The sequence below is a fragment of the Microbacterium hydrocarbonoxydans genome (assembly GCF_023715885.1).
Taxonomy (GTDB): Bacteria; Actinomycetota; Actinomycetes; order Actinomycetales; family Microbacteriaceae; genus Microbacterium; species Microbacterium hydrocarbonoxydans_C.
In genome coordinates this window covers 187,775-203,369 of the sequence record NZ_JAMBOY010000001.1, presented here as the reverse complement: position 1 = coordinate 203,369, position 15,595 = coordinate 187,775, and the positions used below count along the sequence as shown (strand labels likewise).

Genomic DNA, 15,595 nt, shown 5'->3' with positions numbered 1-15,595 from the left:
GGTGCCCGCGTCTCGTCCAACGGTGGGACAATGGACACATGTCCTCCCACGAAGCCCCCGAGACGGTCGAGGCGACCGTGCGCCGCGTGCCGCGCTACGGCGTGTTCATGGGGATCGGCGTCGTGCTCGGCATCATCGTCGCCGGCATCCTCACCATGGTGGGCAGCTACGAGCCCTCCGAGGCGATCGACGTCGTCTACCCGCCGGGACAGGTGTTCGGGTTCCTGCTGCTGTGGACGGTTCCCGTCGGCCTCGCGCTGGGCGGCGTCGTCGGCCTGATCCTCGAGCGGGTCTCCCGGCGCCATGATCGCACGGTGCGCGTCGAGCACGAGACGATCGTCACCAACGACTGACGGCCCGCGTCAGGCGAGTTCGGCGATGATCGGACGGATCGCCGAGTCGAACGACACGACGTCGCGACGCAGACCGTCGGTCACCGCGACGGTCAGGGTGCCGATCCACCAGATGCCGCGCTGCGAGAACGGCAGCACCTGCACGTTCAGCTCGAACGAGTGCGCGCGGCGACCGATGTCGCGCTCGAACTCCGCGATCGCGCTGGCGTACGCGCGGTAGGACTCCCCGTTCGTCGTGCCCGCGCCGGATCGGGTGCCCATCGAGCTGCGGATCGACGTCAGATAGCGGTCATGCGCGACGCGCGCATAGTGCAGGACGGATGCTGCGTGCGGCGCGACGGCCTCGCGCAGCTCCTCCGCCCCGGAGGCCGGCAGGGCGACGAGCGTGTCGAACCCCTCGACGAGTTCGAGCGGCACCCCCGACGGGTGCGCACGAGGCTCGACCGTCATGTCCCAGTACTCGCGCCACTGCTTCTCGAGCGCCGGGGTCACCTCGGTCGCGTCCGGCGGCCTGACCGGCAGGTCGCGGAGGCCGGGCAGGTCGTCGGGAGCGCGGATGCCGATGGCCTGACGCAGCGCCAGCGCGACGAGCACGGAGACGCTCGCGTCCTCGCGGATCAGCCACTGCGGCTTGTCGGCCATGGCCCCATCGTAGGCGGCGCTCGCCGCCGCGTGGCAGTCCCGACGCGATCCGCGACGCCGATTCCGAGCCGGATCCGGCTCCGGTCGCGCGCGCGGCACAGTAACCCTCGCAGGGCGCGCACGTCAACCCTCGCGACCCGCCTCGGACGCGGGCGTAGACCCGTTCCCACGCCGGTGAGCACCGGCCGCAGCGAGAGGAACAACATGTCACAGAGTTATGGCGAAGGGGCTCCGGCCTCCGGCACAGGCTCCTCGGAGTCCTCCGGAGTCGTGCAGACCGCGAAGGATGAGGCGATCGGCCTGACCGGCACTGCGTCGGAGCAGGCGGCCGGCGTGGTCGAGACCGCGAAGGCCGAGGCCGGTGCCGTCGCGCATGAGGCGAAGGATCAGGTGAAGGACCTGTACCGGCAGACGCGAGACGAGCTGCGCGACCAGGCGGCCGTGCAGCAGCGGCGCGTCGCCGAGGGGCTGCAGTCGGTGGGTGGCGAGCTGAAGACCATGGCCGACGGCGCGGAGGGTGGCGTGGCGGCCGACCTCGTGCGTCAGGTGTCAACCAGGGTGCAGGGCATCGCGGGCTGGATCGGGGATCGCGATCCGGAGTCGCTCCTGTCGGAGGTGACCTCCTACGCCCGCCGCAAGCCCGGCACGTTCATCGCCGTCGCGGCGGCAGCGGGACTGGTCGTCGGGCGGCTGACGAGGGCGCTGTCCGAGAGCGCGGCTGAGAGCAGCTCGGGGAGCGGATCCTCGGGATCGAAGGCTTCCGATGCTCCCGGTTCTGCTGCGGCGGGCCCGGGCACCGCCGCTCCCGCCTCGGCTGCGGGCACGGGCGAGACCGGTGCCGTTCCGCCGCCGGTGCCGCCGGTGCCGGTGGGCGAGCCGACCGGGCTGCCGGGGTCGCCGGGAGGCGCGCGGTATGACACCGGCGTGACCCCGCCCCTCGAAGGCAGCGACACCCCGCTCTATGACCGTGCCGGCGCCGCGCACGATGCGCCCGGAGAGGAGCGACCATGACAGACCCGACGCCCTCCGAGCGCAAGGCCGAGACGACGTCGCTCGGCGATCTGCTGGGAGAGGTCACATCCGACCTGTCGACGCTGATGCGCCAGGAGCTCGAACTGGCCAAGGCCGAGCTCAAGCAGTCGGCGGCGAGGGCGGGTCGAGGAGCGGGGATGCTGGGCGGTGCGGGATACGCGGCGCTCATGGCGGTCTTCTTCCTCTCCGTCGCCCTGTGGTGGGCGCTCGGGTATCTGACCGGCCTCGGCTGGTCGGCGGTGATCGTCGCCGTCATCTGGGCGCTGATCGCGCTCGTCCTGTTCCTGATGGGACGCACACAGCTGAAGAGCGTCGAGGGGGCGCCGCGCACGGTCGAGACCGTCAAGCGCATCCCGGACGCCGTGAAGAGAAACGAGGAGAACCGATGAGTGATTCACCAGACGCCATCCGCGCCGACATCGAGCGCACCAGGCAGGAATTCGGCCGCGACGTCGACGCCCTGGCCGACAAGGTCACGCCGTCGAAGGTCGTGCACCGGCAGACGAAGAAGATGAAGGGTGCCGTCCGGTCGGTCGTCGATCGCGTCATGGGCGCGGCCGACGATGCGGGCGACGCCGTGTCGGACGCCGGCTCGACGGCGGCCTCGGCTGTCGGCGGCGTCGGGCACAGCGCCGTGCGCAAGGCGCAGGGCAATCCGCTCGCGGTGGGGCTGATGGCGTTCGCGGCCGGGCTCGTCGCGGCGGCGCTGATCCCGGCCTCGCAGAAGGAGAAGGAACTCGCCGAAGAGGTCAAGGACAAGGCACAGCCGCTGGTCGACGAGGCGACGTCGGTCGCGAAGACGGTCGGGGAGCACCTCAAGGAACCGGCGCAGGACGCGGCGACGGCCGTCAAGGACGAGGTGACGGATGCCGCGTCCCACGTGAAGGACGAGGCCGTCTCAGCCGCCGACACCGTCAAGGAAGAGGCGGAGCAGGCGCGCGACGCGGTCGCAGATCAGCGCTGACGCGCGTCGGATGCGGTGCGGGGCCGTCGCGGTCCCGCACCGCATCCGTCATGTCAGGTGTGGATGAGCTCGCGCCAGTTCGCCGGCACGCGTCCGGCCGGGCCGGGGGAGGGCTGATCCTGCGGCCTGCTGGTCGGAGCCGCGAGCTCCGGTCCCTCGAGGACGGTCTCGTCGACATAGTCCCAGAACCAGTCCTCACCCGGCTCGAAGCTCTGGATCAGGCGGTGCCCGGTCTCCTGGAAGTGCGCCGTCGCGTGCTGGCCCGGCGACGAGTCGCAGCATCCCACGTGCCCGCAGGCGGCGCAGCGGCGCAGATGCACCCAGAAGCCGTCCCGCTCGTCGCACTCGACGCATCCGGTGCCGGACGGCGCGACGTTCACATCGATGTCGGTACTCATCTCTCTCCCTTGCGGACTCGGTCTCAGTAGGCCAGCGCGCGGTGGACGGACGCCACCGCACTCGATCCCTCGCCGACGGCGGCGGCGACCCGCTTCATCGATCCACGGCGCACATCACCCGCCGCGAACACGCGCGGTGCCGACGTCTCGAACGGGAGCGGCTCGCGGCCCAGGCCCTGCCACTGGTCGAGGGTCTGCACGGCGACGTCGGTGCCGGTGCGGATGAATCCCTCAGGGTCGCGATCGAGCGTCGGCAGCCACGAGGTCGCCGGCGTCGCGCCGATGAAGCAGAACAGGCCGCGGGCGTCGACGTCGCCCACGGTGTCGATGCGCACCGATTCGAGTGTGCCGTCGCCGTCGAGGCCGACGACGTTCGACGAGGTGTGCACGCGCACCCGCGGGTCGTCGGCGAGCCGATCGGCGAGATAGCTCGACATGCGGGTGCCCAGCTCGTCGCCACGGACGACAAGATGCACGGGGGATCCGTGGGCGGACAGGTACAGCGCCGCCTGCCCCGCGGAGTTCGCGCCGCCCACGACGACGACCGGCTTGCCCTGCACCTGGCGCAGCTCGAGCGGGGTCGCGGCGTAGTACACGCCCGACCGCTCGAAGTCCTGCCAGCGTTCGAGGTCGAGGCGTCGGTACGCGGCGCCCGACGTGACGATCACGCTGCTCGCTCGGATGAGGCGACCGTCCGAGAGGGCGACGTCGAGCAGGTCGGGAGCGATCCGCGTCAGGCCGGTCGCCTCGCACGGAGCGTAGACCCGCACGCCGAACTTCAGCGCCTGCAGGATCGCCTGGCCGATGAGATCCCCGCCGCTCACGCCGAACGGGAAGCCGAGGAAGTTCTCGATGCGCGAGGTCGCCGCCGCTTGACCACCCGGGGCGACGGCGTCGAGCAGCACCGTGCTGAGCCCCTCCGAGGCGCCGTAGATGGCGGCGGCGAGTCCGGCCGGACCCCCGCCGACGACCACGAGGTCGACGATCTCGTCGGCCTGCGCCTGGTAGCTCAGTCCGAGGTGCTCGGCCACGAGACCGGGGGTCGCACGGAGCAGCGGCTCACCCTGGATGAACGCGACGGGCAGGTCGTCGACCGTGATCTCGTGCGTGTCGAGCGTGCCGAGGTCGCCGGGTGGCAGGGCCACGGCCTTGTGCACGAGGTCGAGGCGCTCGGCGAAGCGGCGCAGGGCGAGGAAGTCGTTCGAGGAACCCGTGCCGACGAACTTCAGCGTCATGGCCGCGGGTCCCGTGCGCAGGGATTCGCGCCGTGCCCAGAGCGCGTGCAGGATCAGATCGCATAGCTCGTCGTCCTCGTTCATGAGGGCGCGCAGCTGCGCTCGGCTCACGCGATGCACGCGGCCCGCCTTCGTGACCCGAGCGGACAGGAAGGCGCCCTGGCCGTTGAGCAGACCGAGCTCCCCGGCGAAGGTCCGCGGTCCCATGGTCGTGATGACCGCCTCTCCCACCCAGCGGAGCGCGTCGCGGACGATCTCGACCTCCCCGGACTCGATGACGATCAGGTCGTACCCCGACTCCCCGGTGCGGAACACGTAGTCGCCCACCGCGACGTCTTCCGCTGTGCCGGCGGCGACAAGCCGCTCCCACTGCTCGTCGCTCAGGGGCGGCGACATGACGGCATCCATCTCCACGGGGTCGACCTGCTCCTCCGCTGCTCCCACCTGGGCTCCCTTCCGGGCTCATCGGATGCCAGTCTCGCCCGCAGCGCCCCTTCTGTCCATGGTTGATCCGTCGGTCCCGCGGATGCCGCGCTGACGAGCGTCGGCACCGGCGAGCCGGTGCCCCGGCGGGCGGTAGTCTGGACGGGTGGCTGCCTCCCCCACCAATCCCTATTCCGAAGCCGGCGTCGACACCGCCGCCGGTGATCTCGCGGTCGAACTCATGAAGTCGTCGGTTCGTGCGACGCACGGACCGGAAGTGCTCGGAGGAGTCGGCGGATTCGCCGGACTCTTCGACGCCAGCGCCCTGCGCGACTTCCGTCGTCCGCTGCTCGCGACCAGCACCGACGGCGTCGGCACGAAGGTCGCGATCGCGCAGGCGATCGACAAGCACGACACGATTGGTCAGGACCTCGTCGGCATGGTCGTCGACGACATCGTGGTGATGGGCGCGAAGCCGCTCTTCATGACCGACTACATCGCCTGTGGCAAGGTCCTCCCAGAGCGCATCGCCGACATCGTCCGAGGCATCGCGGAGGCCTGCTCCGCCACCGGCACCGCTCTGGTCGGCGGCGAGACCGCCGAGCACCCCGGGCTCCTCGGCCCGCGCGACTACGACGTCGCGGGCGCGGCCACCGGTGTCGTCGAGGCGGATGAGATCCTCGGCGCCGAGCGCGTGCAGGACGGCGATGCCGTGCTCGCAATCGCCTCCAGCGGACTGCACTCCAACGGCTACTCGCTCGTGCGACACATCGTCACCAACGCCGGCATCGGCTACGGCGACAACGCCGCCGATTTCGGCACGACGTGGGGCGAGGCACTGCTCGAGCCCACCCGCCTGTACACCCTCCCTCTCCTGCGTCTCATCGCGGCGCTCGACGGCGGAGTGCACTCCCTCAGCCACGTCACCGGCGGCGGCATCGCCGCGAACCTCGCCCGTGTGCTGCCCCAGGGCAGCTGGGCGGAGGTCGACCGCGGCACCTGGTCGCCCAGCCCCGTGTTCCGGGTGCTCAGCGACATCGCCGGGTCGACTCTGGAGTCCGCGGAGGGGACCTGGAACCTCGGGATCGGCTTCCTCGCGGTCGTCGCGGCGGACAAGAAGGATGCCGCGATCGCGGCCCTCGACGCGGAGGGCATGCGCGCGTGGCAGGTCGGCACCGTCGGCTTCGGCGCCCGACCCTCGGGGGAGTTCGAGCAGGGCGCCAAGGGCGTCGACGGCGGAGCAGTGCGCCTCGTGGGCGCCTACGCGGACGGAGCGAAGTAAACCCCCATGTGCGGCATCGTCGGAATGGTCGGGACGGCCCCGGTCAATCAGGACATCTACGACGCCCTTCTCCTGCTGCAGCACCGCGGTCAGGATGCGACGGGCATCGCGACGGCAGAGGCCAACGGCGTCATGCACAACGCGAAGGCGCAGGGCATGGTTCGTGAGGCGTTCCGCACCCGCGACATGCGCGGACTGCTCGGCAACGTGGGTCTCGGACACGTCCGCTACGCGACCAAGGGCACCGCGTCGAGCGAGGAGGAGATGCAGCCGTTCTACGTGAACGCGCCCTACGGCATCATCCTCATCCACAACGGCAACCTCACCAACACGCGCGAGCTCACCGCCGACATGGCGAAGCGCGATCGTCGTCACCTCAACTCCTCGAGCGACACCGAGCTGCTGCTCAACGTGCTCGCGGGAGAGCTGCAGAACACCACGTCGACGGTCGACCTCGACCCCGAGCGCATCTTCGAGGCTGTCGCCCGCACGCACGAGCGCATCGAGGGCGCGTACGCGGTGATCGCGGTGATCGCCGGATACGGTCTGCTCGCATTCCGCGACCCCTTCGGCATCCGTCCGCTCATCCTCGGACGTCGTCCGTCGACAGTCGAGGGCGCGAAGGGCAAGGACGAGTGGGTCGTGGCGAGCGAGTCGCTGGTGCTCGAGAACGGCGACTACGAGGTCGTCCGCGAGGTCGAGCCCGGCGAGGCCGTGTTCATCACCAACGACGGCGAGCTGCACACCAAGCAGTGCGCGACGGACGCGACCCTCGCGCCGTGCGCGTTCGAGTACGTCTACCTCGCGCGGCCGGACTCGGTCATGAACGGCATCTCCGTCTACGAGTCGCGCCTGCGCATGGGTGAGCGCCTTGCCGACACCATCGCGAAGCATGTGCCGATGGACAAGATCGACGTCGTGATGCCGATTCCCGACTCCGCACGGCCGGCCGCGATGGAGGTCGCCCGCAAGCTGGGCATCGAGTACCGTGAGGGCTTCTACAAGAACCGCTACGTCGGCCGCACCTTCATCATGCCGGGGCAGGCGGTGCGCAAGAAGAGCGTGCGACAGAAGCTGAACGCGATGTCGACCGAGTTCCAGGGCAAGAACGTGCTTCTCATCGACGACTCGATCGTGCGCGGCACGACCTCGAAGCAGATCATCCAGATGGCTCGGGATGCCGGTGCCACGTCGGTGACGTTCGCTTCCGCGGCGCCGCCCGTACGGCATCCGCACGTCTACGGCATCAACATGCCGTCGCGCCACGAGCTCATCGCGCACGGTCGCACCATCCCGGAGATCGCCGAGGAGCTGGGCTGCGACCACCTGGTCTACCAGGAGGTCGACGACCTCAAGGCCGCGATCACGGAGGGGTCGGTGCTCTCCGACCTCGACATGAGCTGCTTCGACGGCCGGTACGTGACCGGCACCGTCTCCGACGAGTACCTCGCGTGGGTGGAGGGGTCGCAGACCTCGTGACGACGGCCGCGCAACCGCTCTGGCGGGGCCGTGCTCTCGCGCTGATCGGTATCGTGCTGGTCGCGTTCTCGTTGCGCTCCGCCGTGGCATCGCTGTCGCCGGTCATCGATCACATCGCGGAGGACTTCCCCGTGTCGCCCGTCGTGGTCGGACTCATCGGCGCCGCGCCTCCGGTGTGCTTCGCCGTCTTCGGGCTCGTGACCCCGCTCGTCGAGCGACGGTTCGGACTCGAACGGGTCGCGGTCGCGGCGCTGACGCTCATGTCGATCGGCCTGCTGCTGCGAGGTTTCGCCGCAGATTCGACGAGCCTGCTCGCCGCCACCGTCGTCGTGTTCGCGGGGGTCGGCGCGGGCAACGTGCTGCTGCCGCCGCTGGTCAAGAAGTACTTCGCCGACCGCCTCGGCGTGATGATGACACTGTATTCGACGACCCTGTCGATCTCGACGTTCGTGCCGCCGCTCGTGGCCGTTCCGCTCGCCGACTCCCTGGGCTGGCGGATCTCGCTCGGTCTGTGGGGCCTGTTCTCGGTGCTCGCGCTGCTGCCGTGGATCGCCGTGCTGGTCGGCGATCGACGACGCCCTGCCGCTCCGGCCGTCGCCGCGCCTGCGCTGCCCGACAACGACCCGGTCGACGAGCGCCTCGATGCGGCAGTCGTCGCCACCGGTCCGATCGCGACCGTGCCCGCGAACCCCCGTGTGTTCGGACGGCTCTGGCGGCTGCCTCTCGCCTGGGCGCTCGCCCTCGTGTTCGGCACCTCCTCGACCGTGGCCTATGTCGCGTTCGCCTGGCTGCCGACCCTGCTCGTCGACGTCGCCGGAGTCTCACCGGCGTCAGGCGGCTTCCTGCTGTCGCTCTTCGCACTCGCCGGTCTGCCGTGCGGACTGCTCGTACCCGTGCTCGTCGTGCGATTCCAGGCGACTCGGCCGCTGTACCTGTTCGCGGTGGCGGCGGGCGTCGCCGGCCTCCTCGGACTGCTCTTCGCACCGGCCGCGGCCCCGGTGCTCTGGGTGCTGATCTACGGCCTGACGGCCATCCTGTTCCCGCTCAGTCTCGTGCTTCTCAGCGTCCGCGCCCGCACTCCGGAGAGCGCTGTCGCGCTCAGCGGCTTCGTGCAGAGCGTCGGGTACGCCATCGCCGCGGTCTTCCCGCTGCTCATCGGCCTCCTGCACGAGACCACCGGCGGCTGGACGGTGCCGATCATCGTCGTGATCGCCGTGCTCGTGCTGTCGATCCCCGCCGGCCTCGTCGCCGGTCGCCGCCGGACGATCGAAGAGGACTGGGAACGCCGCTACGGGCGCTGGTGATCCCTTCCTCCCGACGATCAGCGGACGCTGTCACGATCGGCGGACCGAATGCCCGCATCCGTCAGCGGATCGGGACCGAATCCGCGGATCGGGGCATTCGTGCCCGGACACGACGAAACCCCCGTGCGGTGCACGGGGGAGACGACGAGACGAGAGGGCGGTCAGGCCTTCTCTAGTTCGTCCTCGTCTTCGTCGGCGTACTCGTCTGCCCACTTGTCGACGTACTCGTCTTCCGAGTCGCTCGGGTGACCGAGCTCTCGTTCGAGTGCCGAGTAGTTGACGGACGGACTGAATGACTTCAGTTCGCGGGCGATTTTGGTGTGCTTCGCCTTCTGACGGCCACGGCCCATGCCAGAGACCCCCTCACGAGTTGAGCTGCGGGCTAGCTGGGGCCCGATGCATTCACGACACCGGCTCGAGGCCGGTAAGAGTAGCATTCAGAATAGCACGCGGGTAGACCGCACTGCCTGATAGCAAGCCTGGCGAAGGGAGCGATCTCGATGACCGACAACACCTCTTCTCCCTCGGACGAGGCCGTCCAGAACGCGACACTGCAGAAGGCGGTGATCGTCGGCATCCAGCCGGGACAGAGTCCTCGTGTGATCCAGGAGGCGTCGCGTTTCGCGCGCCTGCTGCGGGTGCCGCTCGTCGTCGTGCACGTCGATGTCACGCGTTTCGTGACATACGAGGATCCGGACGGATACGTGCACTCGGCTCCGATCGACATCAACTTCGACGCGGGAACGGCGGAGTTCGAAGCCGTGCAATCCGAGGCCGCGAAGGCCCTCGAAGGGACAGGGCTGACCTGGACCGCCCGGCAGCTCGTCGGCGATCCGGCGCTCGCGATCAAGGCGCTCGCGAACAAGCTCGACGCGCAGCTGATCGTGGTGGGTACCCGCAAGCGCGGCATCGGAGAGTCGATCAGAGAGTTCTTCACCGGATCCGTGGCGGCGCGTCTCGCTCACCGGCAGCATCGGTCGGTGCTCGTGGTTCCACTCGAAGAGCCGGTGCCGGACTCGCAGCCGGAGATCTGGACGGAATAGCCCCGACCTTCGGTACGGATGGCTGACGATTCCCCGTCTGGCGGGCGATACGAGACGCATAGGCCAGCCAGCCGGGGGATCGTCAGCCGCACGGACGGCTTCCGAGAGGTTCGTCAGCGTGACAGCGCGGCGAGGGCGGTCGTGATGCCGCGGGCCGCGGCATCCAATCCGTCCTCGAGCTCCGAGACGACGGATGCCGGGAGTGCGCCGCCCTTCGCCACGTGCGTGCGGAGGTCGGTGCGGATCCGGGCGCGGAACGCGTTGATCACGGCATCCGCGCGGTGGAGTTCCTCGCGGCTGACGATGCGTTCGTCGTCTCCCGCGGTGCGCGGGCGCGACTTGGATGCTGCGCGGTCGTCCTTCTCGGCGGTGGCGAAGTCTGCCCGCAGGCTCTTCATCGCCTCCTTGACGCTCTGACGCACCTCGTTGGCGATCAGGCGCACCGAGTCGGTGAGCCCGGCCTCGATCCCGGCCAGGTCGCCCTCGCGCGCTGCGAGCTCGGCGCGTCCGGCATCCGTGATCGCGTAGATGGTGGTGCGGCCGTCGACCGTCTTCGATACCAGTCCCTCTTCCTCGAGCTTCGCGAGTCGTGGGTAGATGGTGCCGGCGCTCGGCGTGTAGGTGCCGCCGGTGCGGTCGGTGAGCGCCTGGATGATGCCGTACCCGTGCTGCGGGGCTTCGGCGAGCAGCGACAGCAGGTACAGGCGCAGGTCTCCGTGGGAGAAGACGGCGGGACTCATGCTTCCTCCCATTCGGCGTCGTTCTCGATCTTTGCGGGGGTGCGGCGCAGCACGGTCACTCCGCCCGAGACGGAGTTCGCGCGCAGGTCGACGAATCGCCCCGCAAGCTCCCCCGTGGAGCCGGTGTAGTTGTTGATGCCGGAGGATCCGCGCTCGACGCCGTCGATGAGCAGTCGTCCGCTGAGCGAGCGGATGACGTAGTTGGCGGCGAGTGACTCGTCGAGTCGCACAGTGGTGCCGCCCGAGACGGAGTTGATGTTGATGGTGTTGACGTCGCCCGCGGCGTCGACGAGCGTCGAGCCCGACACGATGTCGACCGTGGCCTTGCGCACGGTGCCGGTGACGGCGACGTCGCCCGAGACGCTGTTCGCCGTGATCGAGCCGGTCAGTCCACGCACCTGCACGTCGCCCGACACCGAGTTCACGGTGAGGTCGCCGATGAGGGTGTCGACGATGATGTCGCCCGACACGGTGTTCAGACGGGCGTCGTTGCGGATGCCGGAGACGAGCGCGCCGGCGCTGACGACGCCGAGCGTGAGGGCGATCGCGCGGGGAACGGCGATGCTGACCTCTGCCTTGGGTCCGCCGGAGCCGAAGTTGCGGAAGACCTCGAGGAAGTTGTCCCAGCCCAGCTGCGGGTGGTCGATCTCGACCTGGCCGTCGTGGGATTCGATACGCAGGTCCTTGATGGTGACACCGTGCACCTCGATGCGGATGCCGGGTTCGTCGTGAGCGATCACGTCGACCTGTCCGCCGACCAGACCGACCTTCAGCCGGCTGACGTTCTCGATGTCGATGACGCGTTCCTCGCCCGGGGCGATGAGCCACTTCTCGGTCATGTCTGCTTCTCCTGTGTTGAGAGGGGTCACGATATATCGTGTTTGGACAGCGTAACACGATATATCTCGATGCTGTCAAGCATTATCGCGATGTTCCCGGTTGCGTTTGGGGTTGACCTTGACGCAACGTCAACTTCTACGGTGGAGTCATCGAACGGATCGAGGAGAGGACATGGCAGGCACGGACTGGTCGATCCAGGAGATCGCACGCCTCGCTGGCACTACCAGCAGGACCCTTCGGCACTACGACGACATCGGCCTGCTGCCGCCCACGCGGATCGCACCGAACGGTTATCGGCACTACGACGAGTCCGCGCTCGTGCGCTTGCAGCGGATCCTGCTTCTGCGGGAGCTCGGGCTGGGGCTGCCGCAGATCGCCGAGGTGCTCGACACCGGTTCGCGCACGACGACGGAGGCCTCGGCACTCGAGACCCACCTCGCGCTGCTGCGCGAGGAGCAGAACAGGCTGGCGCGCCAGATCGCGTCGGTCGAGAACACCATCACCGCACTGAGAGGAGGTGAACAACTCATGGCAGAGAACATGTTCGACGGCTTCGACCACACGCAGTACAAACAGGAGGTCGAGCAGCGCTGGGGTCCGCAGGCATACGCCGACGGCGACCGCTGGTGGCGCGGGATGACGGATGCCGAGCGCGCCGACTGGCAGCAGCGCGTGTCCGATCTCGGACGCGACTGGATCGCCGCCGCCGAGAGCGGTGTCGACCCGGCATCCGTCGAGACTCAGGGCCTCGCCCGCCGTCACGTGGAGTGGCTCACGGGCATCCCGGGCACTCCGGCGTCGGTGCCAGGCGGCGACGTCAAGGCGTACGTGATCGGTCTCGGCGAGATGTACGTCGCAGATCCGCGCTTCGGCGCGAACTACGCGACGTCGTCCGGCGGCGCGCACGGCGCCGAGTTCGTCCGCGACGCGCTCCGCGTGTATGCGGAGACGAACCTGTAGAACCCGCCGACACACCCCTTTGTGTACGAGCCACCCCCGTGCGGCCCGTATCCAAAGGGGTGTTTCGCGCGCAAGGGGGTGGCTCGGCGGAGGGGGACCGGGCGTAGTGTCGTGCCATGGCCCACCGTCGCACGCGCACGAATGCGGCTCCGCTGTTCGTCGCGGCGACGGTCGCCTACGCCGCCAACGCCGCCCTCGGCACCGCAGTGGCCGCGCGGATCATCGACACGCGAGGATTCCGCTGGGTGCACCACGCGCTCTACGTCACGACGTCCGTCGCGACGGGCGCCGCCGTCAGCGCCGCGTTCTGGGCGCGCCCGCGGGCCGCGAGCCGCCGCGCCGCGGCATCCCTCGCTCCGGCGATCGTGCCGCTCGCTGCGATCCCGTATCTCGGCACGCACACGCGTCGGCATCCGCTGGTCGCGCTCGCGGCGGCCCCCTTCATCGTCGCGGGCCTGGTGTGCTCGCGCATCCCCTCCGACCGGAAGTGAACGCATGGAACTGCTCGATGTCATCCGCCGCCGCAAGACCACGAACGGGCCGTTCCTGCCCGATCCCGTGACGGAGGAGCATCAGCGCATCCTGCTCGAGGCGGCCGGCCGCGCGCCCTCGCAGCTGAACAGCCAGCCGTGGCGCTTCGTCGTGATCGAGAACCGCGACACGATCGACAAGATCGCACGCATCTCGGGGGAGAGCATGACGGAGGCGATGTCGAACGGCACGTTCTTCGAGCGCTACAAGCCGTACTTCCGCTTCAGCCAGGCGGAGATGGAGGAGAAGCGCAGCGGGATGCTCTTCGACAAGCTCCCTGCGGCCCTTCGGCCGTTCACGAGTCAGGTCTTCACGAAGCGCGGGCAGAAGCTCATGAACACCTTCGGGGTTCCCAAGACCCTCGGCGAGGAGAATCACAAGCTCGTCGCGGGGTCTCCGCTGCTCCTGGGCGTCATGCTCGACCGCAGCGAATACCGACCGGGGCAGCTGTCGTCGTTCTATTCGGTGTTCAGCATGGGCGCCGCGATGGAGAACGTGTGGCTCACGACGGTCGAGCTCGGGATGGGTATCCAGTTCATCTCGTTCCCGATGGAGGTGCCCGGCAAGTGGGAGGAGATCATCGATCTGCTGCACGTACCGGACGACCTCGAGCTCATGGCCGTCTACCGCCTCGGCTACCTGCCGCACGACCAGCGCCGCCCGGCGATCGATTGGTCGAGCCACCAGCGCAAGCTCGTGTCGCAGTACGTGTTCCGAGAGACGTGCGAGCAGCCTCAGCAGGGGTGGGATGCGCCGCCCGCGGAGGCTAGCGCCCGCGACTGACGGATTCAGTCCTCCGGGGCGCGGGGCAGCTTCTTCAGATCGCTCAGCGCGGGACCCTCGATGCGGGTGCCGTCGGCGGCGAAGCGGGAGGCGTGCAGAGGGCAGTCCCACGTGCACTCGGCGTCGTTCCAATCGAGCACGCCGCCGAGGTGCGGGCACACCGCGTCGACCGCCCTGGTGACACCGTCGACCGTCGAGATGCCGACGGGAAGACCGCCGCGGTTCGCCACGACGCCCTCGCCCTCGACGGGCCGAGGCACGGGCACGGGGGTCTTCTCGGCATCCACCCAGCCCTTGGTGGCGGCGGCCGCGACCTTCACACCCTCGACGGCGCCGCGGGCGAGGTCAGCCGGCACGGTCAGGCGCGTGCCGATTTTGACCATCCAGCCGGGCCGGTCGTGCCAGCTGGCGCCGAGGATCTCCGTGGTGAGGCGAAGTGCCGCTGCCGGTGCGTTGGAGAGTCCCCATTTGGCGTAGCCGGTGGCGAAGCGGATGCGGCCGAGGCCCCGCGGCATCGCACCCACGAACGGGATCTGGTTGTGCGACTCGTAGTCCTGCGCCGACCAGCGATGGGTCTCCTCGGCCCCTGGGAAGAACTTCTGCGTCCACTCGACGAGCTCATCGACCGCGGCGCGCTCGCCGTCGGAGCGTCCGACCGGGTGGCCGTTGCCGCCGACGACCAGCTGCGCCGCGGCTCCCGGTCCGTCGGATGCCGAGACGGGCCGGATGGACCGCGTCGGCTGGTCGGTCGAGATGAAGGTGGAGTCGGGAATACCCCCGGGCACGCGGAACGACACGCAGTACGAACGGAACGCCCGCATCTTCGCGAAGTACAGGCCGCGGTCGAGGATCGGATATCCGGTGGCGATGACGATGTGCTGCGCGAACATCGGTCCGACGGTGGTCTCGACCCGGGGCTCAGGGAGGGCGTGCGTCGCCGTGACGCGAACTCCGGTGTGCAGTATGCCGCCGGCGGACAGGAGCTCCGACGCCAGGGCCTCGCTCACCTGCATCGGGTCGATCGTCACCTGGTCGTCGAGCGCCACGGCGCCGACGGCGGGGAAGTCGACGTTCAGTTCGCCGCGCGTGAGCATTCGCGTCGGGAGCCCGGCCTCTTGTGCTGCGGCGTGCTGCGCGCGCACCGATTCGAGTCCGTCGGCCGTCTGCGCGTAGGTGTGGTCGATGCGTCGCTCGTACGGCACACCGGCGTGGTCGGCGAAGCCGGTGAGCCAGTCCATGCCCGCCCGATTGCCGTCGACATAGGCCTGCAGCAGCTCCGCGGAGTGGTGGCGACGGATCTCGGCGAGCCGCTGCGCCTGAAGCAGGGAGAGCTTCCCGGTGTTGCCGCCGGAGGCGAGCTCTCCCACCGACCCGGACTCCAGTACCGCGACGTCGAGCCCCGCGCGCGTCAGCATCACGGCGGTCGAGAGGCCGGTGAGGCCCGCGCCGACGACGATGACGTCGTGTCGAGCGCCGGGGTCGAACGGGGTGCCTGTGGGCGGAGTGCGGTCGAGCTTCCACAGCGGCTTCATGTGATCAGTGTTCGCCTCGACCCTGCGAACCGCACAGCGGGTTGACATTCGCCG

General features: G+C 69.4%; 18 protein-coding genes. 11 read left to right on the top strand and 7 right to left on the bottom strand.

Features of this window, described 5'->3' with window-relative positions:
• Positions 1 to 38 precede the first annotated feature (38 nt).
• Positions 39 to 353: a potassium transporter Trk gene (locus M3195_RS00875; protein ID WP_251584313.1), complete on the top strand. Its 315-nt coding sequence runs from the start codon at positions 39 to 41 to the stop codon at positions 351 to 353.
• Positions 354 to 362: 9 nt separating this feature from the next.
• Here the strand turns inward: M3195_RS00875 and M3195_RS00870 are convergent, their stop codons facing one another.
• Entirely contained in the window at positions 363 to 995 is a 633-nt protein-coding gene (locus tag M3195_RS00870) for a zinc-binding alcohol dehydrogenase (protein WP_251584311.1), read from the bottom strand.
• A 204-nt stretch (positions 996 to 1,199) separates the two neighbouring features.
• Here M3195_RS00870 and M3195_RS00865 point away from each other — a divergent pair, with 204 nt between their 5' ends.
• The 3 genes from M3195_RS00865 to M3195_RS00855 are packed head-to-tail and all read left to right on the top strand — an operon-like array spanning position 1,200 to position 2,991.
• Positions 1,200 to 2,006, top strand: a complete 807-nt coding sequence (locus tag M3195_RS00865; protein ID WP_251584309.1) for a hypothetical protein — start codon at positions 1,200 to 1,202, stop codon at positions 2,004 to 2,006.
• On the top strand, positions 2,003 to 2,416 hold the full coding sequence (locus tag M3195_RS00860; RefSeq protein ID WP_096716209.1) for a phage holin family protein: 414 nt from the start codon (positions 2,003 to 2,005) through the stop codon (positions 2,414 to 2,416). Before M3195_RS00865 ends, M3195_RS00860 begins: the two co-directional genes overlap by 4 nt.
• On the top strand, positions 2,413 to 2,991 hold the full coding sequence (locus tag M3195_RS00855; protein WP_251584307.1) for a DUF3618 domain-containing protein: 579 nt from the start codon (positions 2,413 to 2,415) through the stop codon (positions 2,989 to 2,991). Before M3195_RS00860 ends, M3195_RS00855 begins: the two co-directional genes overlap by 4 nt.
• 53 nt (positions 2,992 to 3,044) lie before the next feature.
• Here the strand turns inward: M3195_RS00855 and M3195_RS00850 are convergent, their stop codons facing one another.
• Positions 3,045 to 3,389, bottom strand: coding sequence for a UBP-type zinc finger domain-containing protein (locus tag M3195_RS00850; protein ID WP_251584305.1), 345 nt, complete (start codon positions 3,387 to 3,389; stop codon positions 3,045 to 3,047).
• A gap of 23 nt (positions 3,390 to 3,412) precedes the next feature.
• Positions 3,413 to 5,068 carry an FAD-dependent oxidoreductase gene (locus tag M3195_RS00845; protein WP_251584303.1) on the bottom strand — a complete coding sequence of 552 codons (1,656 nt, stop codon included), beginning with the start codon at positions 5,066 to 5,068 and terminating at the stop codon, positions 3,413 to 3,415.
• 145 nt (positions 5,069 to 5,213) lie between these two features.
• Here M3195_RS00845 and purM point away from each other — a divergent pair, with 145 nt between their 5' ends.
• The 3 genes from purM to M3195_RS00830 are packed head-to-tail and all read left to right on the top strand — an operon-like array spanning position 5,214 to position 9,112.
• A complete protein-coding gene (gene purM, locus M3195_RS00840; RefSeq protein ID WP_251584298.1) occupies positions 5,214 to 6,329 on the top strand; it encodes a phosphoribosylformylglycinamidine cyclo-ligase in 1,116 nt (371 codons plus the stop codon).
• A gap of 6 nt (positions 6,330 to 6,335) precedes the next feature.
• On the top strand, positions 6,336 to 7,808 hold the full coding sequence (purF, locus tag M3195_RS00835) for an amidophosphoribosyltransferase (RefSeq protein WP_251584297.1): 1,473 nt from the start codon (positions 6,336 to 6,338) through the stop codon (positions 7,806 to 7,808).
• Positions 7,781 to 9,112 (top strand): MFS transporter, encoded by a 1,332-nt coding sequence (locus tag M3195_RS00830; protein WP_251584296.1) that lies wholly within the window; start codon positions 7,781 to 7,783, stop codon positions 9,110 to 9,112. Before purF ends, M3195_RS00830 begins: the two co-directional genes overlap by 28 nt.
• A gap of 161 nt (positions 9,113 to 9,273) precedes the next feature.
• Here M3195_RS00830 and M3195_RS00825 read toward each other — a convergent pair whose 3' ends face one another.
• On the bottom strand, positions 9,274 to 9,462 hold the full coding sequence (locus tag M3195_RS00825; RefSeq protein WP_096716204.1) for a DUF3073 domain-containing protein: 189 nt from the start codon (positions 9,460 to 9,462) through the stop codon (positions 9,274 to 9,276).
• A gap of 150 nt (positions 9,463 to 9,612) precedes the next feature.
• On the opposite strand from M3195_RS00825, the gene M3195_RS00820 reads away from it, so the two are divergent.
• Positions 9,613 to 10,155, top strand: a complete 543-nt coding sequence (locus tag M3195_RS00820) for a universal stress protein (RefSeq protein ID WP_251584295.1) — start codon at positions 9,613 to 9,615, stop codon at positions 10,153 to 10,155.
• A 113-nt stretch (positions 10,156 to 10,268) separates the two neighbouring features.
• Here M3195_RS00820 and M3195_RS00815 read toward each other — a convergent pair whose 3' ends face one another.
• Both M3195_RS00815 and M3195_RS00810 read right to left on the bottom strand, forming a co-directional pair.
• Positions 10,269 to 10,895, bottom strand: a complete 627-nt coding sequence (locus M3195_RS00815; RefSeq protein WP_251584293.1) for a PadR family transcriptional regulator — start codon at positions 10,893 to 10,895, stop codon at positions 10,269 to 10,271.
• Positions 10,892 to 11,734 carry a DUF4097 family beta strand repeat-containing protein gene (locus tag M3195_RS00810; protein ID WP_251584290.1) on the bottom strand — a complete coding sequence of 281 codons (843 nt, stop codon included), beginning with the start codon at positions 11,732 to 11,734 and terminating at the stop codon, positions 10,892 to 10,894. The genes M3195_RS00815 and M3195_RS00810 overlap by 4 nt, the downstream gene beginning before the upstream one ends.
• A 172-nt stretch (positions 11,735 to 11,906) precedes the next feature.
• Between M3195_RS00810 and M3195_RS00805 the strand changes: the two genes are divergently transcribed.
• The 3 genes from M3195_RS00805 to M3195_RS00795 all read left to right on the top strand — a co-directional run bounded on the left by M3195_RS00805 (position 11,907) and on the right by M3195_RS00795 (position 14,009).
• Positions 11,907 to 12,695, top strand: coding sequence for a MerR family transcriptional regulator (locus M3195_RS00805; protein WP_251584288.1), 789 nt, complete (start codon positions 11,907 to 11,909; stop codon positions 12,693 to 12,695).
• 116 nt (positions 12,696 to 12,811) lie between these two features.
• Positions 12,812 to 13,186, top strand: coding sequence for a hypothetical protein (locus M3195_RS00800; protein WP_251584287.1), 375 nt, complete (start codon positions 12,812 to 12,814; stop codon positions 13,184 to 13,186).
• 4 nt (positions 13,187 to 13,190) lie between these two features.
• Positions 13,191 to 14,009 carry a nitroreductase family protein gene (locus tag M3195_RS00795; RefSeq protein ID WP_251584286.1) on the top strand — a complete coding sequence of 273 codons (819 nt, stop codon included), beginning with the start codon at positions 13,191 to 13,193 and terminating at the stop codon, positions 14,007 to 14,009.
• A gap of 5 nt (positions 14,010 to 14,014) precedes the next feature.
• Here M3195_RS00795 and M3195_RS00790 read toward each other — a convergent pair whose 3' ends face one another.
• Complete coding sequence (locus M3195_RS00790; RefSeq protein ID WP_251584284.1) at positions 14,015 to 15,541, bottom strand: FAD-dependent oxidoreductase; 1,527 nt, start codon at positions 15,539 to 15,541, stop codon at positions 14,015 to 14,017.
• Positions 15,542 to 15,595 lie beyond the last annotated feature (54 nt).